This window comes from Arthrobacter sp. TJ-58, from assembly GCF_058269295.1.
Genome location: NZ_JBZCNM010000006.1, coordinates 33,645 through 58,147, shown reverse-complemented (window position 1 = coordinate 58,147; position 24,503 = coordinate 33,645). Strand labels below are relative to the sequence as shown.

General features: G+C 62.3%; 21 protein-coding genes. 7 read left to right on the top strand and 14 right to left on the bottom strand.

The window, feature by feature from the left end; translation table 11 throughout:
- The first annotated feature begins 119 nt into the window (after window positions 1-119).
- The gene (locus AC4D2W_RS15500; RefSeq protein WP_490927805.1) at window positions 120-1,205 is read left to right on the top strand and encodes an inositol-3-phosphate synthase; all 1,086 of its coding nucleotides are present in this window, start codon (window positions 120-122) and stop codon (window positions 1,203-1,205) included.
- A gap of 100 nt (window positions 1,206-1,305) precedes the next feature.
- Here the strand turns inward: AC4D2W_RS15500 and AC4D2W_RS15495 are convergent, their stop codons facing one another.
- From AC4D2W_RS15495 to AC4D2W_RS15470, 6 genes are all read right to left on the bottom strand, one after another.
- Window positions 1,306-2,991 carry a formate--tetrahydrofolate ligase gene (locus AC4D2W_RS15495; protein ID WP_490927804.1) on the bottom strand — a complete coding sequence of 562 codons (1,686 nt, stop codon included), beginning with the start codon at window positions 2,989-2,991 and terminating at the stop codon, window positions 1,306-1,308.
- Between the two features lie 64 nt (window positions 2,992-3,055).
- On the bottom strand, window positions 3,056-4,303 hold the full coding sequence (gene mshA, locus AC4D2W_RS15490) for a D-inositol-3-phosphate glycosyltransferase (RefSeq protein ID WP_490927882.1): 1,248 nt from the start codon (window positions 4,301-4,303) through the stop codon (window positions 3,056-3,058).
- Window positions 4,304-4,518: 215 nt separating this feature from the next.
- A complete protein-coding gene (locus AC4D2W_RS15485) occupies window positions 4,519-4,812 on the bottom strand; it encodes a hypothetical protein (protein ID WP_490927803.1) in 294 nt (97 codons plus the stop codon).
- A 452-nt stretch (window positions 4,813-5,264) separates the two neighbouring features.
- A complete protein-coding gene (locus AC4D2W_RS15480; RefSeq protein ID WP_490927802.1) occupies window positions 5,265-5,456 on the bottom strand; it encodes a hypothetical protein in 192 nt (63 codons plus the stop codon).
- Window positions 5,457-5,650: 194 nt separating this feature from the next.
- On the bottom strand, window positions 5,651-6,307 hold the full coding sequence (locus tag AC4D2W_RS15475; RefSeq protein WP_490927801.1) for a histidine phosphatase family protein: 657 nt from the start codon (window positions 6,305-6,307) through the stop codon (window positions 5,651-5,653).
- A 35-nt stretch (window positions 6,308-6,342) separates the two neighbouring features.
- The gene (locus tag AC4D2W_RS15470; RefSeq protein ID WP_490927800.1) at window positions 6,343-7,899 is read right to left on the bottom strand and encodes a CCA tRNA nucleotidyltransferase; all 1,557 of its coding nucleotides are present in this window, start codon (window positions 7,897-7,899) and stop codon (window positions 6,343-6,345) included.
- A 144-nt stretch (window positions 7,900-8,043) separates the two neighbouring features.
- On the opposite strand from AC4D2W_RS15470, the gene AC4D2W_RS15465 reads away from it, so the two are divergent.
- The 6 genes from AC4D2W_RS15465 (at window position 8,044) to AC4D2W_RS15440 (ending at window position 14,842) form a co-directional block, all read left to right on the top strand.
- On the top strand, window positions 8,044-8,574 hold the full coding sequence (locus AC4D2W_RS15465) for an NUDIX hydrolase (RefSeq protein WP_490927799.1): 531 nt from the start codon (window positions 8,044-8,046) through the stop codon (window positions 8,572-8,574).
- A gap of 61 nt (window positions 8,575-8,635) precedes the next feature.
- The gene (murJ, locus tag AC4D2W_RS15460; protein WP_490927798.1) at window positions 8,636-10,297 is read left to right on the top strand and encodes a murein biosynthesis integral membrane protein MurJ; all 1,662 of its coding nucleotides are present in this window, start codon (window positions 8,636-8,638) and stop codon (window positions 10,295-10,297) included.
- A 177-nt stretch (window positions 10,298-10,474) separates the two neighbouring features.
- Window positions 10,475-12,061: an ABC transporter substrate-binding protein gene (locus AC4D2W_RS15455; protein WP_490927797.1), complete on the top strand. Its 1,587-nt coding sequence runs from the start codon at window positions 10,475-10,477 to the stop codon at window positions 12,059-12,061.
- Window positions 12,062-12,259: 198 nt separating this feature from the next.
- Complete coding sequence (gene trxB / locus AC4D2W_RS15450) at window positions 12,260-13,279, top strand: thioredoxin-disulfide reductase (RefSeq protein WP_490927881.1); 1,020 nt, start codon at window positions 12,260-12,262, stop codon at window positions 13,277-13,279.
- Window positions 13,280-13,306: 27 nt separating this feature from the next.
- Window positions 13,307-13,633: a thioredoxin gene (gene trxA / locus AC4D2W_RS15445; protein WP_400930196.1), complete on the top strand. Its 327-nt coding sequence runs from the start codon at window positions 13,307-13,309 to the stop codon at window positions 13,631-13,633.
- 42 nt (window positions 13,634-13,675) lie between these two features.
- Window positions 13,676-14,842, top strand: coding sequence for a peptidoglycan-binding protein (locus AC4D2W_RS15440; RefSeq protein WP_490927796.1), 1,167 nt, complete (start codon window positions 13,676-13,678; stop codon window positions 14,840-14,842).
- A gap of 3,459 nt (window positions 14,843-18,301) precedes the next feature.
- On the opposite strand, the gene AC4D2W_RS15435 is transcribed toward AC4D2W_RS15440, so the two are convergent.
- From AC4D2W_RS15435 to rpmH, 8 genes are all read right to left on the bottom strand, one after another.
- Window positions 18,302-19,633, bottom strand: coding sequence for a ParB/RepB/Spo0J family partition protein (locus AC4D2W_RS15435; protein ID WP_490927795.1), 1,332 nt, complete (start codon window positions 19,631-19,633; stop codon window positions 18,302-18,304).
- Window positions 19,634-19,734: 101 nt separating this feature from the next.
- Window positions 19,735-20,688 (bottom strand): ParA family protein, encoded by a 954-nt coding sequence (locus tag AC4D2W_RS15430; RefSeq protein WP_490927880.1) that lies wholly within the window; start codon window positions 20,686-20,688, stop codon window positions 19,735-19,737.
- Between the two features lie 424 nt (window positions 20,689-21,112).
- Entirely contained in the window at window positions 21,113-21,745 is a 633-nt protein-coding gene (gene rsmG / locus AC4D2W_RS15425; protein ID WP_490927794.1) for a 16S rRNA (guanine(527)-N(7))-methyltransferase RsmG, read from the bottom strand.
- A 46-nt stretch (window positions 21,746-21,791) separates the two neighbouring features.
- Window positions 21,792-22,361 (bottom strand): Jag family protein, encoded by a 570-nt coding sequence (locus tag AC4D2W_RS15420; protein WP_490927793.1) that lies wholly within the window; start codon window positions 22,359-22,361, stop codon window positions 21,792-21,794.
- The gene (gene yidC, locus AC4D2W_RS15415) at window positions 22,358-23,320 is read right to left on the bottom strand and encodes a membrane protein insertase YidC (RefSeq protein WP_490927792.1); all 963 of its coding nucleotides are present in this window, start codon (window positions 23,318-23,320) and stop codon (window positions 22,358-22,360) included. Before yidC ends, AC4D2W_RS15420 begins: the two co-directional genes overlap by 4 nt.
- An 8-nt stretch (window positions 23,321-23,328) precedes the next feature.
- Window positions 23,329-23,700 carry a membrane protein insertion efficiency factor YidD gene (gene yidD / locus AC4D2W_RS15410; protein ID WP_490927791.1) on the bottom strand — a complete coding sequence of 124 codons (372 nt, stop codon included), beginning with the start codon at window positions 23,698-23,700 and terminating at the stop codon, window positions 23,329-23,331.
- A 28-nt stretch (window positions 23,701-23,728) separates the two neighbouring features.
- Window positions 23,729-24,076 (bottom strand): ribonuclease P protein component, encoded by a 348-nt coding sequence (gene rnpA, locus AC4D2W_RS15405; protein ID WP_490927790.1) that lies wholly within the window; start codon window positions 24,074-24,076, stop codon window positions 23,729-23,731.
- A gap of 62 nt (window positions 24,077-24,138) precedes the next feature.
- A complete protein-coding gene (gene rpmH, locus AC4D2W_RS15400) occupies window positions 24,139-24,276 on the bottom strand; it encodes a 50S ribosomal protein L34 (protein ID WP_056010217.1) in 138 nt (45 codons plus the stop codon).
- Window positions 24,277-24,503: the final 227 nt, after the last annotated feature.

The following is a 24,503-nucleotide window of genomic DNA, read 5'->3' as shown; positions in this document are numbered from 1 at the left end:
ATTCCCGCTCAGCTGCTGCTGTGACGGCGCACACTCAGCACTCGGGTTGAGGCCGTAGACTGGGCCCGTCTTTGCCGCATCCGGTGCGGCACTGAATTACTTTTCTTCAAAGGAGAACTGTGGCAATGAACCCCATTCGGGTCGCAATCGTTGGTGTCGGCAACTGTGCGGCGTCCCTAGTCCAAGGCGTGCAGTACTACCGCGACGCAGATCCTGACCTGACCGTTCCCGGGCTGATGCACGTGAAGTTCGGGCCGTACCACGTCAACGATGTGCAGTTTGTGGCCGCCTTCGACGTCGACAGCAAAAAGGTGGGCCTGGACCTGGCGGACGCCATCGGTGCCAGCGAGAACAACACCATCAAGATTGCCGACGTCCCGCAGACCGGCATCACCGTGCAGCGCGGCCACACCCTGGACGGCCTGGGCAAGTATTACCGCGAAACCATCGTGGAGTCCGACGCCGAGGCAGTGGACATTGTTGCCGCCCTTCGGGACAACGCCGTTGACGTCATGGTCTGCTACCTGCCGGTCGGCTCGGAGCAGGCCGCCAAGTTCTATGCCCAGTGCGCCATCGACGCCGGCGTCGCCTTTGTGAACGCCCTTCCGGTGTTCATTGCCGGCACCAAGGAGTGGGCGGACAAGTTCACCGCGGCCGGCGTTCCCATTGTCGGCGACGACATCAAGAGCCAGATCGGCGCCACCATCACGCACCGCGTGATGGCCAAACTGTTCGAGGACCGCGGCGTCATCCTGGACCGCACGTACCAGCTCAATGTCGGCGGCAACATGGACTTCAAGAACATGCTTGAGCGCGAGCGCCTGGAATCAAAGAAGATCTCCAAGACGCAGGCGGTCACCTCCAACACGTCAGCGGATCTGAAGGCCGACGACGTCCACATCGGTCCCTCCGACTACGTGGCCTGGCTCGATGACCGCAAGTGGGCCTTCGTGCGGCTTGAGGGCCGCAACTTCGGCGATGCCCCGGTGTCCCTGGAGTACAAGCTGGAGGTGTGGGACTCCCCCAACTCCGCCGGTGTGATCATCGACGCGATCCGGGCCGCCAAGATTGCCCTGGACCGCGGTGTGGGCGGACCCATCCTCTCGGCGTCGAGCTACTTCATGAAGTCCCCGCCGGAGCAGTACAACGATGACCTTGCCAAGGAAAAAGTGGAGCAGTTCATCCGCGGCGAGGTTGAGCGCTAAGCTCTCCCCCTGCCCCCCCGCGAGATGGCAGAAGGTGTCCCTCCCGAGGCCGGGAGGGACACCTTTTGCCATCTCGCGGTATGAAGGACGGTATGAGGGGCTAGGACAGACCCGTTGGCGTCCCGTCGGCGGCGACGTCCATGCGCATTGCGGCCGGCACCTTGGGCAGCCCCGGCATGGTCATCACGGCCCCGGTCAGTGCCACCACAAATCCGGCGCCGGTCTTCAGGATCAGATCCCGGACGTGCACCGTGAAACCGGTCGGCGCCCCGAGCAGCGCGGCGTTGTCGGAGAACGAGTACTGGGTCTTGGCCATGCACACCGGCAGGGAATCCCAGCCCCCGGCCCTGATCTCCTCCAGGCGGCGCAGCGCCGGCAGGGCGAATTCGACGTCGTCGGCTCCGTAAATTTCCCGGACCACGGTGCGGATTTTCTCTTCGACGGGCATCTCAGCCGGGTAGAGGAAACGGAAATCCGTCGGTTTCTCCAGCGCGGCCAGCACTTTGGCACCCAGCTCATCGCCGCCGTTTCCGCCACCGCCCTGCGCCCAGACGTCCGCAGCGGCGGCCGCCACGCCCTCATTGGCGCACCACTGCAGCAGCCAGTCCACTTCCTCCGGCGTATCCGTGGTGAAGGTGTTCACGGCCACCACCGGGCTCAGTCCGAATTTTGCGATATTTCCCAGGTGCCGGCGCAGGTTCGCGGTTCCGGCCTCCAGGGCAGCCGGGTCCGGCTCGCCCAGCCGGTCCTTCGGCACGCCGCCGTGCATCTTCAGGGCACGGATTGTGGCCACCACGACGACGGCGTCCGGGGCCACGTCCGCGGCCCGCGAGGTGATGTCCATGTACTTTTCAGCACCCAGATCCGCACCGAAACCGGCCTCGGTGACCACGATGTCCCCCACCGTGCGGGCCAGTTCGGTGGCAATCACCGAGTTGCAGCCGTGGGCAATATTGGCGAACGGACCGCCGTGGACCAGTGCCGGTGTCCCGGCCAGGGTTTGGACGAGGTTGGGCTTGACGGCGTCCTTGAGCAGCAGCGTCAGGGCGCCCTCCACCCCGAGGTCCCGCACCGTCACCGGCCGGCGGTCGTACGTGTAGCCAACGGTGATGCGGGCCAGCCGCTCCTTAAGATCCGTGAGGTCGCGGGCGAGGCAGAACACCGCCATGATTTCCGAGGCCACGGTGATGTCGAAGCCGTCCTGGCGGGGCGTGCCCTGGGTCGGGCCGCCCAATCCAATCACGATGTCGCGCAGCGAGCGGTCGTTCATATCCATGACCCGGCGGAACGTGATGCGGCGGGGATCAATCCCCAATTCGTTGCCCTGATAAATATGGTTGTCCAACAGGGCCGTCAGGGCATTGTTGGCTGTGGTGATGGCGTGGAAATCGCCGGTGAAGTGCAGGTTGATGTCCTCCATCGGCACCACCTGGGAATAGCCTCCGCCCGTGGCTCCGCCCTTCATGCCCAGAACCGGGCCCAGTGAGGGTTCCCGCAGCGCTATGACGGTGTTCGCCCCGGCTTTGGCCAACGCATCGCCCAGGCCCACGGTCACGGTGGATTTTCCTTCGCCCGCGGGAGTGGGGCTCATGGCGGTAACCAGCACCACTTTGCCCCGGGTTTTCCGCGGCGGAACCAGCAGCGGATCCACCTTTGCCTTATACCGCCCGTAGAGTTCAAGGGCGTCTTCGGGGATCCCGGCAGCGCGGGCAATTTCGGTGATGGGCTTCATCACCGCCCGGCGGGAGATTTCCAAATCACTGGACATGTCAGCGGCAGCGCGCATCGTTGCGGTCCTTCCGGTTCCTGCCGGTGGTTTTCACCGGCAGTCGTGACGTATGCCCAAACTATCAGCGGACCGAATGCGCCGAGAACTGCTCGGCGGCCTGCAGGTAACTCTGCGCGGTGAGCATGGCCGTGCGGTTCCATCCAAAAGCCGACGCATGCACGGCGGCGCCGAGGCCCAGCGCCCGCCGGAACCCGGCGTCGTCGTACAGCCGTTCCAGCTCAGCGGACCAGCGGAGGCTGTCATGCCCGTCCACCAGCAGCCCGGTGCGGCCGTGCCCCACTGCCTTGGGGAGACCGCCCACGTTGGCAGCTAATACAGGTGTGCCGCAGGCCTGCGCCTCGAGGGCCACCAACCCAAAGGATTCGCTGAAGGAAGGCACCGCAACGACGTCGGCGGCCCGGAACCAACCGGCGAGCGCGGCCGCGCCTACGGGCGGACGCAGCGAGACCTGCGCGTGGAGTCCGAGCGAATCGATCAGCGGCTGCAGGTCCAGCACCTCGGACCCGCTGCCGGCTCCCAGGATGGTGACGTGCAGCGGAATGTCCGGACGGCGGGCGTGGAGCTCCGCGGCGGCCCGCACCAGCACCTGGGGACCCTTCATCCGCTGGATGCGCCCCGCAAAGACTACGTGGAACGCGTTGGGCGGGATGTTCAGGGCGGCGCGCGAAGCATCGGAGTTTCGGCGGGAGAAAATGTTCAGGTCTACACCCGGTGCCACCACGTCCACTTCGCGGGGGTTGGCTCCGTAGAGTGATTCCAGCTCGGCAGCTTCGGTGCTGGTGTTCGCGATCAGGCGGGTAGCGCCGTCCACGATGTCCTGCTCACCGTCAATCCGCACCTGCGGTTCCGGCTTTTCCCCGGCCTGCAGCCGGAGGTTCTTCACTCGGGCCATGGTGTGCATGGTGTGCACCAGCGGAAGGTCCCAGGTACGGGCAACAGACAGCCCGGCGGTACCGGAGACCCAGTAATGCGAATGGATGACGTCAAAGCGCCGCGGGGCACGGTAGGGCTGCAGGTCAGCCACGCCGGCGGCCAAAGCAGCCTCGAGGCCGGGGAGGGCCTCCTTGGCAATCTTTCGGCGCGGTCCGGCAGTAACATGATGGACCGTCACACCGGGAGCCAGTTCCACTGACGGGGGGTGATGCGGATCGGAGGCGCGGGTGAAAATCTCCACTCCGACGCCGCATTTGGCCAGCTCAACAGCCACCGAGCGGACGTAAACGTTCATTCCGCCGGCATCGCCGGAGCCCGGCTGCTCCAAGGGTGACGTATGCAAGGAGAGCATGGCGACACGCTTTACCTGAAGCAACAGCACTCCCTTCCTGGCCGGCCGCTGTCCGATGTCCCCTACTGACTTTATAACGCCGCGGCCGGGAGCATGGTTTCCGACCGGTTCCGGTCACACCGCTCACACCCGAGCCGGAGCCGTTTGTCAGTGATTCCACCGGGCAGGCCGCACAAACCGGTGGAGTCCACCGTGTACAGCGCGGACTCCACCGGTTTTGTTCCCGTCGGTTCGGGTTGCTACTTCACCGACCAGGTGCTGTGCGTCATCAGGTGCCATTGCGGTCCGTTCCAGTACGCGTCCAGGCGGGCCTGATGGACGGCTTCGGAGCGGGCGAACGAAGCCAGCAGGCGGAAGAACATGGTCAACACCTCCTTCCGGATGTGCCGCGGGCCTGTTTGCGGGTCAGGAGCCGACGGCGGGTGATCAGCCCGCGCTGCCGGCGGCAGGACGGCAGTTTCGGGCTGGGCGGGGGTTTCGGGCTGGGCGGGGATTTCGGCAGAAACGGAAAAGGGCAGGCTGGAATTAGGCATGAGTAATCTCCGGAAAAGGGCGCACCCGTTTTTAGGGTGCACAAAAGAACCAATAAAGAATAGGAAAAAGACCGTGGGATCTTTGAGGGTAGGCGGTGCCTGCGCAAATAATTATTCGACAATGATTCTTCGAATGAATTGATGTACGTCAGGGACGGCCCCGGTACGCAGCCGGGTCGCCTCGCGGCGGGGTGCGCCTCAGCGGATCCCCGATAGCCGACCAACACAGCACTTCCGGCAACTGAACCCGCTGCCTGCAACTGCGGTCACCCCAAACCCGACAACACCCTCGGGTGGCAGGGAGTCCGTGCCGGGAAGGTATGCCCCGCCAGGCATAAAGCCAAGTCAGGAAACCGGCGGGCGGTTCCGCGAGACTTCAGGAGGGGTTTTCAGGAGGGTTCAGCGGGAGTACCAGGGTTGATTCAAGGCGGTCAGCGCCGTGGCTACAGTGGTTACCCGAGAAAGCCGGGGGTTCCGGTTCGCCGCGAGGAGGATCCGTAACCCGAGGCGCCGGTGAGTCCGTCAGCAGCGCCGGCCACCCGCATTCCAAAAGGCCGGACAAACGGCCCCTCAGCAGAAGGGATGGACGTGCGTGCCTGCGGGCAGGCAACCACCGTTGCAGTGAGGAATTTGTGGATGATCATTACCCCCACCTCCCTTTCATGAGTGCATGGAATTACGGATGGCCGGCCAGATGCTGGATGCTCTAAACCGGATGGAACTTGGTTAATCGGGATGCGGTCCCACCTGCAAGAAAGGTGGCCGCAGAAAAAACATACAACACGTTTCCGTCTCCTGCCAAGGCATTTACGGAAACTTTTTTACATTCTTTTGGAGATTAATAGTTCCAGCGCACTATTGCGGGGGTGTGCTTGTCCCAGCCAAGGGTGCAGACCGCCGCTGTGCCGAGCACCAAATGCCGCCCGTGGTCGGCCGGAAGGCCAAGCCAGCGGGCTGCGAGAATCCGCAGGAAGTGCCCGTGTGCCACAAGCAGGACCTTCTCCATGGGGTGGGCGTCCGGAGTGCGGTCCATCGGTGTGCCGCAGCCGGCCTGCACCTGGGAGATGATGCGATCCGCACGCTCTGCCACCTGATCCAAAGTTTCCCCGTTGGGGACGCCGTCCTTCCAGATGAGATATCCGGGATTCTCCGCACGGACCTGCGTGCTCTTGCGTCCCTCGTTGTCTCCGTAGTCCCACTCGTGGGCGTGGGGCAGGATCTGCGGGTTCGGATAGCCCACGAGTTCCGCGGTGCGCCGCGCCCGGGCCAGCGGGGAAGAGAGCACCAGGTCAAAATCAATCTGACCGATCTTGTCCTTCGCAGCGACGGCCTGTGCCTCGCCCGCTTCTGTCAGTGGTATGTCCGTCAGACCCGTGTAGTTCCCCTCGCGGGACCACTCCGTTTCACCGTGGCGCAGCAGCCACAGTCGCGGCAGGCGGGTGCCTGCCGGGGTCGTATCCGGAACCGCCGGACCGAAGTCCTCAGCGTCGCTCATTTACTTCCTTCCGCTACAGCGGACGGGTATCCGTCCTACTCCATTTTGGCACCGCCGCCGCCGGTGCCCTCCTCGGAGTCATTGCCGGAGCGGTCTGCAGCGGCCTGTACGGAGGCGTCGGCAGCGTTGCTTTCATCCGCTGCTGCGGGTCCGGAGCTGCCCGGGTTCTCGGGCTGGGAGGCCCACCAGGTCCGGAGCGTCTCGGCTGCCTCAGCCTCCGTGGAAGGGCCCTTTTCCATCCGCTCTTCCAGCAGGAACCGGTAGGCGCGGCCCACCACGGGACCCGGCCGGATGCCGAGCAGGGCCATGATCTGTTCACCGTCCAGGTCAGGGCGGATCGCAGCCAGTTCCTCCTGTTCCGCGAGCGCCGTGATGCGTGCCTCCAGGTCGTCATACGCAAAAGCCAGGCGGTCGGCCTTGCGCCGGTTGCGGGTGGTGACATCGGAACGGGTCAGCCGGTGCAGGCGCTGCAGCAGGGGCCCGGCGTCGTTGACGTAACGGCGGACGGCGGAGTCGGTCCAGCCGGCGTCGCCGTAGCCGTAGAACCGCATGTGCAGCTCCACCAGCCGGGACACGGCCTTGATGGTGTCATTGTCAAAGCGCAGCGCCTTCATCCGCTTGGCGGTCAGCTTGGAGCCAACGGCGTCGTGATGCAGGAAGCTCACCGAGCCGTTGGGCTCAAAGCGGCGCGTGGCCGGCTTGCCGACGTCGTGCATCAGTGCCGCGAACCGCAGCACAAAATCGGGTCCCGGGACCGCGCCGTCGGCGTCCGTCTCATGGCTGCAGGCCTGGCGCAGCACCGTCAGCGAGTGCTGATAGACATCCTTGTGGCGGTGGTGCTCATCGATCTCCAGTTTCAGGGCGGACACCTCCGGCAGGACGTGTTCGGCCAGCCCGCTTTCCACCAGCAGATCGATTCCGGTCCACGGAGCCTTGCCCTTGATCAGTTTCACCAGCTCATCGCGGACGCGTTCGGCGGAAATGATGGTGATCCGCCCGGCCATGTCCTTCATCGCCTCGAAAACCTCCGGCGCCACGTTCACTTCCAGCTGGGAGGCAAAACGGGCCGCGCGCATCATGCGCAGCGGGTCGTCGGAGAACGACGTCGAGGGGGCACCGGGGGTGCGCACCAGCCCTGCCTGCAGATCCCTTGCTCCGCCGAACGGATCCACCAGCTCCATTGACGGCAGGCGCAGGGCCATCGCATTCATGGTGAAGTCCCGGCGGAACAGGTCGTCTTCGAGCTTGTCTCCGAACGCCACCTCGGGTTTCCGCGACTCCGGATCATAGGCGTCGGCCCGGTAGGTGGTGATTTCTATCTGGAAACCGTCCTTGCGCATTCCGATGGTTCCAAAGGCGCGGCCGATCTCCCAGTAGGTATCGCACCAGCGGCGGATGATGCCGATGATGTCGTCCGGGCGGGCGTTGGTGGTGAAATCAAGGTCCGGGGAGACGCGTCCCAGGAACAGGTCCCGAACAGGCCCGCCCACAAGGGAGAGTTCATACCCCGCCGCTTGGAACAAGTCCCCCAGGTCGCCGACAACGGAGGGAAGGGGAGTTTTCAGGACCGAGCTGTCAAAAAGGTGCGCCATAGTGCTTTAAGCGTGCCAGATAAAAGGCCGGAAGACGCACAGCGGACGCCCCGCGGGAACCGGACACGCCGGGCATTGCCGCTTCTGCTCCGGGGTGCTCCTGCACAGTCATCATCCCCGGACAAAGATCGTTAGAGTGGTCCTATGGCCCATCCCGTACCGAGCGCACCCAAGCGAACCCCGTTGACGGCGTCAATGGGCAGCGCCGGCGCGCATCCGGTGCAGCCTTCCCTTCCCACGGTGGAAGAGGTTTCCGCCGGAGGCATTGTGGTGGATTCCACTTCCCCCCAACTTCCCGTGGCCATTATTGCCCGCCTCAACCGCGGCGGACGGCTGGAATGGTGCCTGCCCAAGGGCCATCCGGAGAATGACGAAGACAGCCGCGAAGCTGCCGTCCGGGAGATCGCCGAGGAGACCGGCATCGAAGGCCGCATCCTGACCGCGCTGGGCAGTATCGACTATTGGTTCACGGTGAGCGGTCACCGCGTGCACAAAACCGTGCACCACTTCCTGCTCACCGCCACCGGCGGCCGCCTCACGATTGAAAATGACCCGGACCATGAGGCCGTGGACGTGGCCTGGGTGCCGCTGGCGGAGCTCGGCAAGCGGCTCTCTTTCCCGAACGAGCGGCGCATCGCCGACCTCGCGCGGGAAATCCTTCCCCGCTACCTCTGATCCCTCCTGCGGAGCCCCCGGTTTAAGCGCCGCACGGTTGGAGTGAGAACATAGGGACACCATGGCCGAAAAGATAATCGCTCCCAGCACCGCGCGTTCCAGCGCCGTCATGGCAGCTGGAACCCTGTTGTCCCGCGTACTGGGCCTTGTCCGGACAGCACTGCTGGCCGTTGCCATCGGCAACACCGGCCTGGTGACGGACATCTTCAGCTCTGCCAATGTGCTGCCCAACTTCATCTACCTGCTGCTGGCCGGCGGCGTGTTCAATGCCGTCCTGGTCCCGCAGATCATCAAGGCCAGCAAACGGCCCGACCGCGGCCGCGAATATGTTTCCGCCATCATGACCCTGAGTCTTGTCGGACTGGGCATCGTGGCTTTGGGGGCAACCCTCGCCGCACCGTGGATCCTTCGGCTGGTGACGGGGCTCAATGAGTCCCAGCTCCCCCTGGCCACCGCCTTTGCCTACTGGCTGTTTCCGCAGATCTTCTTCTACGGCGCCTACGCCGTCATCGGTCAGACACTCAACGCCAACGGCCGTTTTGGTGCCTATATGTGGGCTCCCGTGGTCAACAACGTGGTGGCCATTGGGGGGCTGGTGCTGTTCATCGCCCTGATAGGACGCCAGGAAACCAACAACTTCACGCCGGACAACTGGACCACCTCGGCAACCGTTCTGCTGGCCGGCAGCACCACCCTGGGCATTGTGCTGCAGGCCGCGGTGCTGCTCATTCCGCTGCGGAAACTCGGACTGGGCCTGCGGCTGAGCTTCCGGCTGCGGGGCATCGGCCTGCGGCAGACCGGAAAAGTCGCCAAGTGGACCATCATCACGATGCTGGTGGGCAACGGCGCCTACCTGGTCTACACAAAGGTGGCCACCATCGCCTCCGGTGCCCGTCCGGTATACGAGGCAATGAATCCGCCGGAGATCATCGCGGGCCACTTGAACCTGGAAACTGCCTCCATGTTCTACATGATTCCGCACTCCGTGATTACGCTGTCTCTGGCCACGGTGCTGTTCAACCAGATGTCCCACGCCTTCACCGAGGGAAACCTGAGCGTGGTCCGGGAGACCATTTCCTCCGGCCTGCGCGCCATCGGCGTGGCAACCATATTCTGCTCCGCCGTCCTGGTGGTGCTCGCCGGACCCATCAGCATGTGGTTCAGCGGCGGTTCCAACGCCTCTGCCGCCGTCCAGGGCCAGGTCCTGGTACTTCTGGCGGTCAGCGCACCCTTCCTGAGCGCCACGTTCCTCATGAACCGTGCCTTTTACGCGGATGAGGACGGCAAAACCCCGATGATCATGCAGATCATCCTGTCCGTTTTCGGCATCGCCCTGGCCCTGGGAGCCGCGGCACTGCCCGCCAACCGGATCGTCTTCGGCCTGGCCATCGCCTATTCCCTGGGCAACGTGGCGGGAGTGATCGTCAGCCACATTTTCCTGACCCGGAAGCTGGGCCATTACGGTGCAGGCGAAATCTTCGACGTCCATGTCCGGATGACGCTTGCCGCCCTGGGCTGCGCCGTCGTCGGATCCGTGGCGCTGGCAGCGCTTGGCGGCTACTCAGCGGATGGATTCGTCTGGTCCTCCCTCACCGGTTCGCTGGTGGCACTCCTGGTCTGCGGGGCCCTGATGGCGGTGTCCTATTTCCTCATGCTGCGCGCCCTCAAGGTAAATGAACTGGATGCCTTCCTCAAACCCATCCTTGCGAAGGTCCGCCGCTAGGCGCGCCTTTCACCTCCCCGGAAACCTCTGCCGGGCACCGCGTGCCTACTAAACGTATTGCCAATTTCCGCGGGTAGCATGGGTTAAGAATGTGATGCAGTCCTGTCACCAAGCATGCGCAAGGCAGTCCGCAGTAACCAGAACGCAGTAATTTTGCCGTTTCCATGGGAGGAACACGTGCCACAGCCGGTAGACGTAGGCTCAACGCTCGGAGGCCGCTACAAGGTGACCGCCCAGGTGCTGGCCTCAGCGGAGAATGACCTGGTCCTCGACGGCGTGGACCTGGTGCTCAACCGTGCCGTCAGCATCCTCCTTGCCGCGCCGGAAAACACCGCCCAGGTCAGCGCCAGCGCCCGTGAAGTCGCCACCGGCGAACGGGACAGCAACGTCCAGATCCTTGACCTGGGCATAAGCGACGGCCGCACCTATCTGGTCACCAGCAACGCCAACGCCGTGGATTTGCTGGATCTGGTCATTGAACGGGACGCCCCGTATGTCGAGCCTTTCTTTACCGACACTCTCGGATCCGAGATCTTTGGCATGCCCCGTTCCCGGGAGCCGGAGAACGAGGATGAAGATATGTATGCGGAGGAGCCCCAGGAGCGCGCTCCCCGCAAGCCCCGGCTTTCCGGCCGCCCGCTGCCCAAACTGTCCAAGTTCGGCCGGGGCGGTGCTGCCGCCGGTGCACCCGCCGGGGCAGCCCTTGCGGGAGCCGAAGAGGTCTCTGCTGAGCGTGATCTGGAGTTCGGTGACGCCGCTGATGCTCCGGCCGAAGCCGCCACCGGAGCGGCAACCATACCGCCGCCGCCGTCCAAGCGTTCCCTCCCGGGTGCTCCCGCTTCGGATGAGGGCAGCGCTCCGGCCACCGGGCAGAACCCGAAGGTTTCACGGTGGACTGAAAACGACTATTCAGAGGACTATCCGGCCGCCGGGAAAGCCGACGTCCCGCAGGCCTCCACCAAGGCGGCAGGACGGGACGATTCACGCCGCGCGGCGTCCTTCCCCGCCTCCGCTGTCACTGCAAGCGCCGGATCCGGCGGGGACAACACCGGGGACTTTGACGAGGACTATGACGAGAACGGCAACGAAGCTTCAGGCCGCGGTAACCGAACCTTCAGCCGGGTGCTCGTAGGGGCCGTCCTGACGCTGGTTTTGATAGCTGCCGTAGTTCTCGCGGTGGGCACGCTGGGCGGTATCAAGAACGACCCCCAGGCAGATTCGGGTACGACCCCCTCCGCCACGGCGCCCGTGGAAGCTGCTCCGGCCGAGACACCGGCGCCGGAAGCCGAGGTGGCCGCCCCGGCACCCGTGACTGCCGGGGTCAGCCGCCTGGTGCCCGCCAACCCCGCCCTTGATGCGGAAAACGACGGCGCACTTCCCAAAATCCTGGACGGCAATGACGCCACCTACTGGTCCAGTTACGAATACGCCAATGACACCTTCGGCGGGTACGCCCCCAACCTGGCGCTCGTCGTCGAGCTGGAGGAGAACTCGGCGATCAACAAGATCGACATCACCCAGCTCAACGGCACCGGCGGCAGCTTCTCCGTGCTGCTCAACGATGCCCCCACCCTGGAAGGTGCCACCACCGTGGCTGAGACCGGCTTCGCCGGCCCCACCACCAGCATTCAGGTGCCCAAAACCGACGGTGAAACGGCCACGGCACAGTACGTGATCGTCAACTTCACCCAGCTGCCGCGTCTGAGCGGGATGCAGGCTGCTTACCCGTACGGCCTGCGCATCGCTGAAATCGCCGTTTCCTAACCCCCAAGCCTTTGGGGATCGGGCCGGGAACACCCCCGACCCGGTCCCCGGACGTGTGCCGAACGTGCAGCCGGAATAAGCTGGAGCCTGAAACGGTTGTGACCACTGATCCCGAAGTAAGCACACGGCACTGCGGTTCGTTCGGATCGCGCCGAATTACTTGAGTTTCAACAGGAAGAGGAACACCTAACCGTGAGCATCGAAATCCCCGCAGCCGCCGACGGCGTGCGCGACGTCATCATTGTCGGTTCCGGTCCGTCCGGTTACACCGCAGCCGTTTACACGGCCCGCGCCAACCTCAACCCGCTGCTGATAGCAAGCTCGGTCACTGCCGGCGGTGAGCTGATGAACACCACCGACGTGGAGAACTTCCCCGGCTTCCCTGAAGGAGTCATGGGCCCGGATCTGATGGCCCAGTTCGAAAAGCAGGCGGCCCGCTTCGGCACCGAAATCCTGTTTGAGGACGTCACCTCCCTGGAGCTCGACGGCGATATCAAGAAGGTGACCATCGGCACCGGAGAGACCTTCCTGGCGCGCGCCGTCATCATCTCCACCGGATCCGCATACCGGGAGCTGGGCCTGGAGGACGAGAAGCGCCTGTCCGGCCGCGGCGTCAGCTGGTGTGCCACCTGCGACGGTTTCTTCTTCAAGGGCCAGGACATCGCCGTAATCGGCGGCGGGGACTCCGCGCTGGAAGAAGCGCTGTTCCTGACCAAGTTCGCCTCCAGCGTGACCGTGGTCCACCGCCGTTCCACGCTGCGTGCCTCCAAGATCATGCAGGACCGCGCCCTCTCCCACGAGAAGATCCGTTTTGTCTGGGACTCGGAAGTTGCCGGGATCCACGGCGAGGACAAGGTCACCGGCCTGCGGCTGCGCAACACCGTGGACGGTTCCGAGTCCGACCTCGCCGTCACCGGCGTCTTCGTGGCCATCGGCAATGATCCCCGCACTGAGCTGGTCAAGGGACAGCTGGAACTGACCAGCGAAGGCACCATTGCCGTCGCGGGCCGGACGTCCAAGACGTCGCTGCCCGGCGTGTTCGCCGCCGGTGACGTTATTGACCCCACCTACCGGCAGGCGATCACTGCGTCCGGCTCCGGTTGTGTGGCAGCTGTCGACGTCGAACACTACCTGGCTGATCTGGGCGACTCGGTATCCACCGCTGCGGAGGTTCCCACCCCGCCGGCGGAAGCCGTGTCCGAAAACGCTTCACTCTAAAGTTTTAAACACTGTTAGGAGCAACACATGAGCAACGCAAAAGATGTAACCGACGCCTCATTCGGGGCTGATGTCCTCACCGCTGACAAGCCGGTCATTGTGGATTTCTGGGCAGAATGGTGCGGCCCCTGCCGCATGCTCTCCCCGATCCTCGACGATATCGCGGCTCAGTACGCGGACAAGGTCAATGTCGTCAAGGTGAACGTGGATGACAACCCCGCCATCGCGGCCAAGTACGGCATCACCTCCATTCCGGCCGTATATGTCTTCCAGGACGGTGAGGTTGCCGCTACGTCTATCGGCGCCAAGCCCAAGCAGGTCCTGGAACAGGAATTTGCGGCCTTCCTGAAGTAAGACTCAAACACCATGCACTCGGCAGGAGAACCCTTGCGGAGAATGGACGCCAGCCGGCGTGTGGTAGCGCTTCGCGAAGCGCTGCTGCGCGCCGGCATCTCCATGTCTTACCTGGCTCCGGACTCCGTTAACAACCCCACCCTTTTTGACGACCATGTGGACGCTGCTGTCCGGTCCTTCCAGCAGAGCCGCGGCCTCATTGTCGACGGCGTTGCTGGTCCGGATACCCTGCGGGCCGTGGCCGAGGCGCAATTCCGTTTCGGGGACCGCACCCTCGCCCTCGTCGAAGGTGAACCGCCGGCACGCGGGGACGACGTTGCCGAACTGCAGCGTCATCTCTCACACCTGGGCTTCTACTACGGCCACATTGACGGCGAATTCAATGTTCGTACGCGCTACGCCGTCGCTGAGCTGCAGCACAATCTTGGCATCCCGGGCACCGGCGTCTGTGATGCGGACACCATGCGGGCCATGGCACGCGTTAACCGCGCCATCACTCCCAGCCAGGCTTTTGCCTTGCGGGACTATGAACGGCTGGACCGTTCCACGGCAGCGTTGCGCGGGCGGCTGATCGCCCTAAGCACCGGACGCTCGGAGCTTGCCTCTCCCCACGCCGTCGAACGCCTCACCTCCCAGCCCCTGACCGAGGCCCTCGTTGCCGCGGACATTGGCCAGCGCGTGGAGCGCATCCTGCGTGAATTCGGCGCAGGTGTGGTCAACCGCTCATCCACCAGCATCCCCGTGGACGGCGACCGTGAAACCGTTCCGAGCCTCAGCCTGGACCTTCACTGCGACTGGCTGGACCAGCAGGCAGCGTCGGGCATCGCGGCGTACTACTGGGGTCTGCCGGGCACAGGCGAAGCACGCTCCCCCATCGGGCACAGGACAGCCATCCTGCTCATGAAGGAACTTGCTGCGCGGACAGGCATGGAAAATCTGGGTGTTCACGGACGTACCTGGGACACCCTGAAGCTGTCTGGAATTCCCTCGGTGGGCCTGGACCTGGGCTACCTCAGCAATCGTTCGGATGCGGAGCGTCTGGCGGATCCGGTATTCCGGCAGACCGTGGCGGACTCAATCGTCATCGGTATCCAGCGGCTTTACCTGCTGGAAGAAGAGGACCAGCCCACGGGTACTCTCGCCTTGGATGATGTGCTGAAATTCAATCCGATGGAAGAGCCTGCAGCGGAGCGGGTTTCCGGCGTGTAAGTACTGCCAGGCCTCTTGTCCGAGGCGCATAACCGGTTAAGACCGGCCTCAGGGTTGATTTTCAACATCTGAGGCCGGTCTTTCTGTTTTATTTCCTTTCGGTGACCGGATCTGCGGTGGGCAGCATGCCGTACTAGTGTCAAAGAAATAGCGGCGGATACGCCAACAGTCCTGGAGCGGCGACGGGATAGTGCCCAGTACCTCCGGCACGGCACGGCAAATAACAGGTACATCAATCAATGGTCCTCACCCATTACATCCGCGCCAAGCGACGGTCCTTTTTGTGTGCTGCCGCCCTCTCTGTCGGAGTGTTTATCCTCGGTGCCGAAGCCAGGCTTCCACTGGGGAAGGGCGGAGCATCGCGCACATTTAGTATGTCTGCGCTCCGCACACGCTTGTAAGTTGTTCCTCGCCCTAAGGTCTGTCGCCGAAGGATTTTGCACAAGACAAGGTAACCGCTCGGGATGTGCATCATCGCCGCAGTCGTTGGTATTCGCCCGTAGACTGCTCCAACACGAGCGGCAGTGCTGCAACTGCTGGGTGTCCGCGGCTATTCGGCATTCGCACAGATCCATAAGTCGTCTTCGGGGTTAGGCGGGTCTTCAGCCGTGGCAACACTGTTCCGGATGACGATTCACCCAATATGTGAAACTCATGATCGATTTCAGCGGAGTACCTCGATTGGTCCCGGTTCCCCCCCCCAGTGGTAGTGCACCAGTGATAAACGCGGCGGCCTCGAGCACTACTGTTGATCCGCTGGGCCACCCGCAGAACTTCCGGACCGTATCTGATGCGCTTCGCTGAGGGTCCGGCAGGGTCGCCCCGTCTTATCCGGCATCCGAATCAGTGTTGGTTTCGGTCAGGAGCGTCCTTTGATGCAGTCTCATGGCGCTGAACGAGTTGACCGCCGATGTCGCCGAAAGCCTCAGGACGGATTGGTGGCCGACGTTTGTTTCTTCCGTTTCTTCTGTTTCTTCTGTTCATACGACTCCGCAGCATCCGGTGACCTGGGTTAATGCAGGTGTGTGGATGTTTCACGTGAAACAGGTAAGCGTTTGGCGGTTGGCCGGCGGCCGTGTTCCAGCCCAGCAGTCGGCTTACAGATGTGAGTGCAGTCGACGAGCAAACGCAGGACAACAAAGGGTTTGCAGGCCCCCGGGCAATCAGGTCCCACGGTCGCCGTTCTCGGCACATATTCATGTGCTGTACAAGCTAGTCCGCAAACAGCGACGAATAACAAGAAACGGCCGATCTAAAAGGTTGCATAAAATGTCGGGCACCAGTTACTCGACGTCCACCCAGTATTTCGTCGCATTCACCCCCAGAAGGACACTGCCCACAGTCCGGCCAGTCCAAGACAGAATAGGTTCGGTGGGCGTATCGCCCGGGAGCATGTGGGAAAAATGCCAACGTGAGTCGGGTGGGTAACCTCGAGACGGAAATTCACGAACCGGGGATTGAGGCGGAAAAGCTTCAGCGGGCCGGAACCCACACCGGCTGAACACGCACACCGGATTTAGACCTATAAGCCACAGAACCACTGCTCAGTACATCCGAGTACCTACATCCGGAAGAGTCGAATCGACGTGGCTAAGAGGAACACACCCATCTGCATTGGAGAATTTGGGGGACCATGTGCCGAGCCGAGGGACCACTATCGGTTCGACGGGACACGACGGAGGCGACGCGGCAGAAACCAGTTGCTGTTAGTCTCCCTTGAAGCTCAACCAAAACGTGGTCTGAAGAAAGTTTTCATGGCGAGCCACACTCAGCGACAGTCGGCGTCAATCGGCGACATTCGGCGAGATACGGGTATCCCCAGGGGGAATGAGCCCTAATCGGAGGTTGCATGTCCCCCCACGAACTACTGCAGGATCCTCCACCACCACTGTCAGGGGAGGGCTGCTCTCGCCGACCACACGCTCCTGCCTCCCTGTGACTCTCGGGTGTTTCACGTGAAACAGCGAGGGTCGGCATGATGGTTCAGCCGATCCGGGACACCCAAGGCCAGCCTCATCGCCACACGAGCTGCTGTTGATATACATATCCCGGCCTTGCCCAACGCGAGTTGCGTAGGCGCAAGTGCACTGAACTCGCAACGCTTGGCAATCCTGGAAGTCCTGGAAGTCCTGGAAGTCCTGGAAGTCCTGGAAGTCCTGGAAGTCCTGGAAAAGCATAGGCGCGCATGCGCGTGGGTTGCGCTCGACCTCATTGCGGCTGTGCGGGCGACAACAGCTTGGCATGCACACTTCGGCCCACCGGGAGGGGGATATCGACTATGGCGGCCCGCATGCGACCCGATCCAGAATGCGCCGTAGTCTGAGATTTTGAATCTGGGTCTGTGATGTTTCACGTGAAACAGCCTTGGCGTCCCAGCGGTCCCACGGCGCCCTCCCTGGGAGCTCATCCCTTGCCTTCAGGAGCTGCAGGAGGAACGGGCCGATATATGCTCGGCTCCGCCATCCCCGGTTCATCACTTGGCACTCTCGCCTGCTGTGGTGCAACGACTTGCAGCATATTCTTCCTCACGGCACTGACATGAGGCGATCAGGAAAATACTGTCTCTGGTAGATAACCTTAAATTGTTTGTGCGTATCGCCTTGGAGCCGCATTGGCGGGTGTGGATGGGGAATTTCCGCTTAGCCGAGGCCGATGATGCCCACTTCAGAGTCATCGCCCTGAGGAATACTCGATGTCCGGCAACATTTACCTCATTGCGTTCCACCAGGTGCCCCTTATCGGGTTCCCGCCCATCACTAAGCAGATTGTAGTCTGGCCCATACCGTCTCCGCGGTCTTCGTAGCCGAGTCCCGAGTCCCGAGTCCCGAGTCCCGAGTCCCGAGTCCCGAGTCCCGAGTCCCGAGTCCCGAGTCCCGAGTCCCGAAAGGACGATACAACGCACCAACCCTCTGGTCTGAGGGGCAGGTATTGCTCACCTTCTTGAGCTACAGACCCTAATACGGACTCACCTACTACAAGAGGCACCTGGAATTATCCTGCCGCCATGTTTCACGTGAAACACGAGATCGGCTGATTGAAATGAATCCGACGTGACGGCAATAGCCGGCCTAATACACTCGGCTCTGTCTACTTCTACATGACTCTCGGTACAGGCGTCTGGGTCCGCCAACGATCCCTAAGCAATTTCTCTCGCGGCTAACCGTCAGCTCAACATCTCTCTTATGTGGCTGAAAATGCCGGCAACCCCAGCCGGGCGGATATAAGAGTGAAGGCGGCCGAGTGTGTGTTTCACGTGAAACCTATGTGAAGATGCACGCTACTCGCGGAGCAAGGGAGGGCAAATACCTTAATCCCGCTTCGGGTACGAGTAAGAGCCCAACACACCATCACCCGCCGCGGCCGGCAGTGTTGAATCATAAAAAAGGGGCCGGCGTTCCAGATGGAACACCAGCCCCTATTAGCCCCTGATATGAGTACCAGGGCCGGGTCTTTACTACATCAGGACGCAGGAGGCGCAAGCACTCCCATGATCCGATTCAAGTCATCCACGCTTGCAAACTCGATGCTGACTTTTCCCTTACGGGCGCCCAAGGTGATCTTGACGTTGGTATCCAGACGATCAGACAAAGACGTAGCCAGGTAATCCAGGCGCTCATGCCTGGCCCCAACCTTGGGCTTTGTCTCCTTAGCCGGACGCCTCAGCCCGTCGCTCAGTGAAACAATTTCCTCCGTTGCTCGGACAGAAAGACCTTCAGCCACGATCCGCTGAGCAAGCTTTTCCATTTCGGCCGCGTCAGCGAGGCCGAGCAGTGCACGTGAGTGGCCAGCCGAAAGGATGCCTGCAGCAAGCCGGCGCTGCACCAGGGGAGGAAGCTTCATCAATCGCAGGGTATTGGATATCTGCGGACGCGACCGGCCAATGCGTGCGGCGAGCTCATCATGGGAGCATTCGAAATCATCCAGAAGCTGCTGATAGGCCGCAGCTTCTTCCAACGGGTTCAACTGGCTGCGGTGGAGGTTCTCCAGCAGCGCGTCACGCAGGAGGTCGACATCCTGGGTGGAGCGGATGATGGCAGGAACGGCAGCAAGACCTGCTTCGCGGCTTGCGCGCCAACGCCGTTCACCCATGACAAGTTCATACGGATGGTCAGGATCGTTCTCGAGCGACGGACGCACAACAATCGGCTGAAGCACGCCGATCTCCCGAATAGAATGAACCAATTCCGCCATGTCGTCTTCATCGAAGACTGAACGGGGCTGCTTCCTGTTCGGATGGATGGAGTCAACGGGAATCTCAGCAAAGGTAGCACCGGGCACCTCGACTAACGTTTCACGTGAAACAGAGGACTCCCGCGGTGCCGCAGAAGCGCTCGAAGAAGCATCGGCTCCCTCAGGGGTCTTTCCTGTCTCCAAAGGCTCCACAGGCCCATCTACAGGCTTAGCAGAGGTACTGGCGACGGAACTCTCGGCCGACCCTTCAGTAGGCGTCGAACCTGCCACTGCCCCCGACCCCTTCGGGCCCTGCGCATCGCCTGCCGCAGTGGACTCGTCCACTGCCGGTGACAGTTGTTCGCGGCCCTGGCGCTTGCGGGATCCCACCACGGACTCAGCAGGGCGCCTTAGGGCGTCCTTATTAATCCCCGCCCCCCGTCGAGTGCCCGATGACGGGCGGGACGCAGCATCGCTCTCGCCGGCGGAGGGAAAGAAGAGGTCTACAGGCCGGCCACCCCGGCCGGGTGCAGGAGATGCCTGCGGAGCTGGCTCACTCTCTGCACTGCTGGGGATGAGTGCCCCAAGGCCTCTTCCCAAACCACGACGCTTTTCGGTCATGGGTATGTCCTTCCCTTATGCACACAGCAAGCGGCATGGATTGTTTGTGACTGTAGTCTACGATTTGTTGCTTCAAGAACGAGGCAGGGACTTGCGGGTGTCTAGCCTCGCTGGGCAATTTCCGATGCAGCTTCGAGGTAGGAGAGCGCACCGCTTGAGGACGGATCGTACGTCATAACGGTTTGCTGGTAGCTCGGTGCCTCGGAGATACGAACGGAACGGGGAACCACTGCCCCCAGTACCTGCTCAGGGAAGTGCTCACGAACTTCGGCTGCCACCTGAGCTGCAAGGTTGGTTCGCCCGTCGTACATCGTCAGCAGGATCGTTGAAACAACCAAGTCCGCGTTCAAATGCTTTTGGATCATCTCAATGTTCTTGAGCAATTGGCTGAGGCCCTCAAGGGCGTAGTACTCACACTGGATGGGAATGAGTACTTCGCGGGCAGCCACAAATGCGTTCACGGTCAGGAGGCCCAAACTCGGCGGGCAGTCAATGAAGATGTAGTCGAGACGTTCCTGGCCGCTGCGTTCACGCTCGGCCGCGTAGGCAACGATGGCCTTGTTCAGCCGCTGCTCCCGCGCGACCAGGGAAACGAGTTCGATCTCGGCGCCGGCCAGGTGAATGGTTGCCGGAGCACAGATCAAATTGCTGATGTCGGGACACTGCGCCACAACGTTTGCAAGCGGGACGTCGTCGATCAGGACGTCGTAGATGCTCTCCACTTCGGCATGATGATCAATGCCAAGAGCTGTGGATGCGTTGCCCTGCGGATCAATGTCGATAACCAGGACGTTGAGCCCGGCGGTGGCCAGCGCGGCAGCCAGATTCACGGTGGTGGTGGTCTTACCCACGCCACCTTTCTGATTGCTTACCGTCATGATTCGCGTCTGTGACGGTCGAGGCAGGACGCGGCCGCGGAGCTTGTCCCGGCGACGGGTTTCCTGTGCCAGTTCCCGGGCGAGGGGCGTACTTTCGTCCATTAGATCCATAACGTCCACCGACGACGGCCGAACGGCCGCATCGGTTACACCACCTTCGATAGCCTCAGGGGCCACGGCTGATTCGGCCGGGGTTTGCAGGGGTACGACATCGGCCGTCGTTTCACGTGAAACCGTCTCCGCCACGTCGGCGGGCACCGCAACCGCAGTGTTTTTGAAAACCGACTCATGAACAGGAACCTCGACGGCACGTTCTACGGGGGCAGCTGCTGCAGTTTCGGATGAAACGGCATCCCTGGCAGGAACTGACACCGGCTCTCCCTCTTCTGCAAACAACTGTGGTTGCGTTCGAGAGAACTGGGCGGAGAGGGCAGAACCCAATGCTGCAAAGGGTGGAATCCGTTTTGCTCCGGAATCGCGGCGCGCACTCACCTGGACATGCTCACTTTCCAAACATAGGCATTAGTGCATCCAGCCTATCCGGTGCCCGGCCAATATCCCGGATCGGACCCGGTGTGTGCACAAGAAAGTGCAGTGTCCTTTAGCCTACGAGAATGCGGACCACGGTGGTGTGTTCCTCGAGAAGACCATCACCGGCGGTCACAATGGAGGTTTCCCGGCCGCCAAGCTTCCGGATCACCTTTGCAGCCTTTTGGATTTCCTCCTCGGCGCTGCGGCCCTTGATGGCCAGCACCTCGCCCTTCCCCTTCAAGAGGGGAATGGTGAGGCCGGCCAGCGTGGACAGAGCGGACACGGCGCGGGCCGTCACGACGTCTGCGTCCACTTCCTTGACAACCTGCTCCGCCCTGCCGCGGAGCACTGTCACATTCTCCAGACCGAGGTCCTCAACCACCTCGTTGAGCCAGATGACCCGGCGTTCCAGCGGTTCAATCAGAGTCAGCGAAAGGTCCGGGCGGGCAATCGCCAGGCAGAGGCCAGGGAGGCCTGCACCGCTTCCCACGTCGGCCACTCGGGCATTGGCAACAATCAGGTCGGCGACGACGGCGCAGTTCAAAACATGCCGGCTCCACAACCGGGGCACTTCACGCGGCCCCAGCAGGCCCCGTTCCATGCCCGAGGTGGCCAGGTGTTCGACGTAGCGTTCAGCCAGGTCCAGCCGGGAGCCGAAGATTTTATCCGCCGCTGTGCGTTCTGCGGGCGTTGTTTCAACCACGTGGTAATTCCTTGTCTGCGGTGCAGTGTTCCAGCGTTAGATGGGCCTAGGAGGCGGGCAGGGACACCACGATGTGGCGTGCGGCCCCCTCGCCCTCGGACTCACTGGCAAGTCCGAGGTCAGCCACGGCGTCGTGCACTATTTTTCGTTCGTAGGCGCTCATCGGGTCCAGGGCGATCTCCTGGCCGCTTTCCCGCGCCTCGGCAACGGCCTTCTCTGCAATTGCCTGGAGTTCAGCGTTGCGCCCCCGGCGGTATCCGGTAATGTCCAGCACCAGGCGGGAGCGGCTGTCAGTGGCCGTCAGTACGGAGAGCCGGGTCAGTTCCTGCAGGGCCTCAAGGACCTCGCCGTCCCTGCCCACGAGATTCTGCAGGCCCGTGGCGTCACCCTCTTCGGCCACCACCGAAATATAGGTGCGCCCGCTGCGGACCTCTATGTCGATATCGCCGTCGATATCGGCAATGTCCAGCAGCTCCTCGAGGTAGTCCGCAGCGACGTCGCCCTCTTCTTCCAGGCGCCCGGGGCGTGGGGATTCAGCGTTTTCAACAGCCGAAGAATCCCCTTCCGCGGAATCGGGAACGGTCTCCGGGAACTCCGCCACGGGCTCTGTGGTCATCGCTTCTTCCTGTTCTTCCTTTGGGGCTGCTGACGCTGGACCTTGGTTGCCACCGGAGCGGGCTCAACGGCGTCTGACTTCTTTTCACCGAGCAGGGGCACCATCGGCAGACCCTTCTTGGCGCGGCGTTCGGCCATGGCCTTGGCGGCGGGGGAGCCCGGGGTGGGCATCCGGCGGATCACGAAGAACTGCTGGCCCATGGTCCACAGGTTGGTGGTGGTCCAGTAGATAAGCACACCGATCGGGAAGTTGATGCCACCGATGCCGAAGACAAGCGGCAGAACGTAAAGCATCATCTTCTGCTGCTTCATGAAGGGGCTCGCGAGGGCCTCTTCGGACATGTTCTTGGACATGATCTGCTTCTGCGTAATGAACTGAGAAGCAGTCATGGCAACGATCATGATGATCGACAGGATGACGACGGCGGTCTGGCCGCCGCCGCTGCCGCCGTGCAGCAGCGAGGAGGACAGCGGGGCGCCAAGGATGGTGGCGGCGTCGAACTGCTGGATGGCATCAGCGGAAAGGGCGCCAATTTCCTTGCCGTCGTCGCTGGCCTTGGAAACGCCGCTGAGGACCTGGAACAGGGCGAAGAAGAACGGCATCTGAATCAGCATCGGCAGGCAGGCCGCAAACGGGTTGGTGCCGTGCTTCTTGTACAGGGCCATCTGCTCCTGCGTCATTGCCTGACGGGAGAGCTGGTCAGTCTTGCCCTTGTACTTCTGCTGGAGCTTCTTCAGGTCCGGCTGCAGTGACTGCATGCCGCGCTGGGCCTTGATCTGCTTGACGAAAACAGGAATCAGTGCGGCACGGATAACAATCACGAGGCCGATGATGGACAACGTCCAAGTCCAGCCCGATGCGGCATCCATCCCGAGGAACACAAAGCCCTCGTGGAAGATCCACATGATCCAGGACACTACCCACTTGAACGGGAACAGTATCGTTCCGAAGAAACCCATTTACTCTCCTAAGCCGCTTCGCGGCTGTCTTCGTCGGCTGGAATCACGGGGTGATTCAGCACAATAATCCTCGGAACCTGATTGTGGTCCCAAATCCTGTCTCCATGGGGGACGTGGTCCACCCCGCCGTCGTTCCACGGGTGGCAGCGAATCAGCCGACGGGCAGCGAGCCAGGTGCCGCGCACGGCACCATGCACGGTGACGGCTTCAAGCGCATAGGCGGAACAGGAAGGGAAGAACCTGCACACCGGCCCGTACAAAGGCGAAATGGTTTTTCGATAGGCGATCAGCAGCCCGATCAGCACGTAGCGGGGAAGATTCCACACCCATTTGGCAATCGTCTGAACAGCGCGTGCCGGTTTGTTCCCGGAGCGGCTCATCAGCAGATCACCCCTTCTGGCTAAGCGTTCAATTACGGTCGAGCTTGCCCGCACAAGTACGGAGAGCGCTCATGTAGTCGGTACGGAGATCCTCCCACGACGCCGTTGCCGCCGGCGGCAGTGCGCGGACAACAATATCGAAGCCGGTGGGATACTCACGCAGGCTTTGAGCAGCTGCTTCCCTCAGTCTTCTCTTAACGAGGTTGCGTGTCACTGCGTTCCCGACGCTTTTCGCGACGATGAAGCCTACGCGGGTAGGTTGCTGTCCCGATTTCACCGCATATAGAACTACGTTCCGGCGCCCACTTCGGGCACCGGAACGTACAGTATGAGAAAAATCCGTCGACTTCCGCACCCGGTTCCCTACGGCCAACATTCAGACCACCTGGAATCGGAAGCGGAGCTGCGGGTAGGCAGCATCGACAAACTTGAGGCTATTTATGCCGACAGTTCGGTGCGGCCCTTGGCGCGGCGTGCGGAAAGGATTCCACGGCCTGCACGGGTACGCATGCGAAGGCGGAAGCCGTGCTTCTTGGCACGACGGCGGTTATTCGGCTGAAAAGTCCGCTTGCTCACGGTAGTTACTCCAAGACAATCTGAGTTGCGCTGGCTTGCTACGACAAGGGGGAAGAACAAGCGGCGCTTTTTTCATGTGACTGACTGCTCTCAACCCGGACCTGGACCCTGATTCCCAGAACCCTGATGGGCATGAATGAGTGCAGATAGCAGACACAAAGGACTACTCCACGTTAGGGGCAGGATCGGCCTCAGTCAAACCGGAACACCGGCCTGTGGGCCCAGCC

Coding starts and splice junctions, on each gene's coding strand:
- AC4D2W_RS15495 (WP_490927804.1), bottom strand. CDS start 2,991: ATGCGCGCTGCCGCTGACATGTCCAGTGATTTGGAAATCTCCCGCCGG.
- AC4D2W_RS15485 (WP_490927803.1), bottom strand. CDS start 4,812: ATGCCTAATTCCAGCCTGCCCTTTTCCGTTTCTGCCGAAATCCCCGCC.
- AC4D2W_RS15480 (WP_490927802.1), bottom strand. CDS start 5,456: ATGATCATCCACAAATTCCTCACTGCAACGGTGGTTGCCTGCCCGCAG.
- AC4D2W_RS15475 (WP_490927801.1), bottom strand. CDS start 6,307: ATGAGCGACGCTGAGGACTTCGGTCCGGCGGTTCCGGATACGACCCCG.
- AC4D2W_RS15470 (WP_490927800.1), bottom strand. CDS start 7,899: ATGGCGCACCTTTTTGACAGCTCGGTCCTGAAAACTCCCCTTCCCTCC.
- AC4D2W_RS15465 (WP_490927799.1), top strand. CDS start 8,044: ATGGCCCATCCCGTACCGAGCGCACCCAAGCGAACCCCGTTGACGGCG.
- murJ (WP_490927798.1), top strand. CDS start 8,636: ATGGCCGAAAAGATAATCGCTCCCAGCACCGCGCGTTCCAGCGCCGTC.
- trxA (WP_400930196.1), top strand. CDS start 13,307: ATGAGCAACGCAAAAGATGTAACCGACGCCTCATTCGGGGCTGATGTC.
- AC4D2W_RS15440 (WP_490927796.1), top strand. CDS start 13,676: ATGGACGCCAGCCGGCGTGTGGTAGCGCTTCGCGAAGCGCTGCTGCGC.
- AC4D2W_RS15435 (WP_490927795.1), bottom strand. CDS start 19,633: ATGACCGAAAAGCGTCGTGGTTTGGGAAGAGGCCTTGGGGCACTCATC.
- AC4D2W_RS15420 (WP_490927793.1), bottom strand. CDS start 22,361: ATGACCACAGAGCCCGTGGCGGAGTTCCCGGAGACCGTTCCCGATTCC.
- yidC (WP_490927792.1), bottom strand. CDS start 23,320: ATGGGTTTCTTCGGAACGATACTGTTCCCGTTCAAGTGGGTAGTGTCC.
- yidD (WP_490927791.1), bottom strand. CDS start 23,700: ATGAGCCGCTCCGGGAACAAACCGGCACGCGCTGTTCAGACGATTGCC.
- rnpA (WP_490927790.1), bottom strand. CDS start 24,076: ATGTTGGCCGTAGGGAACCGGGTGCGGAAGTCGACGGATTTTTCTCAT.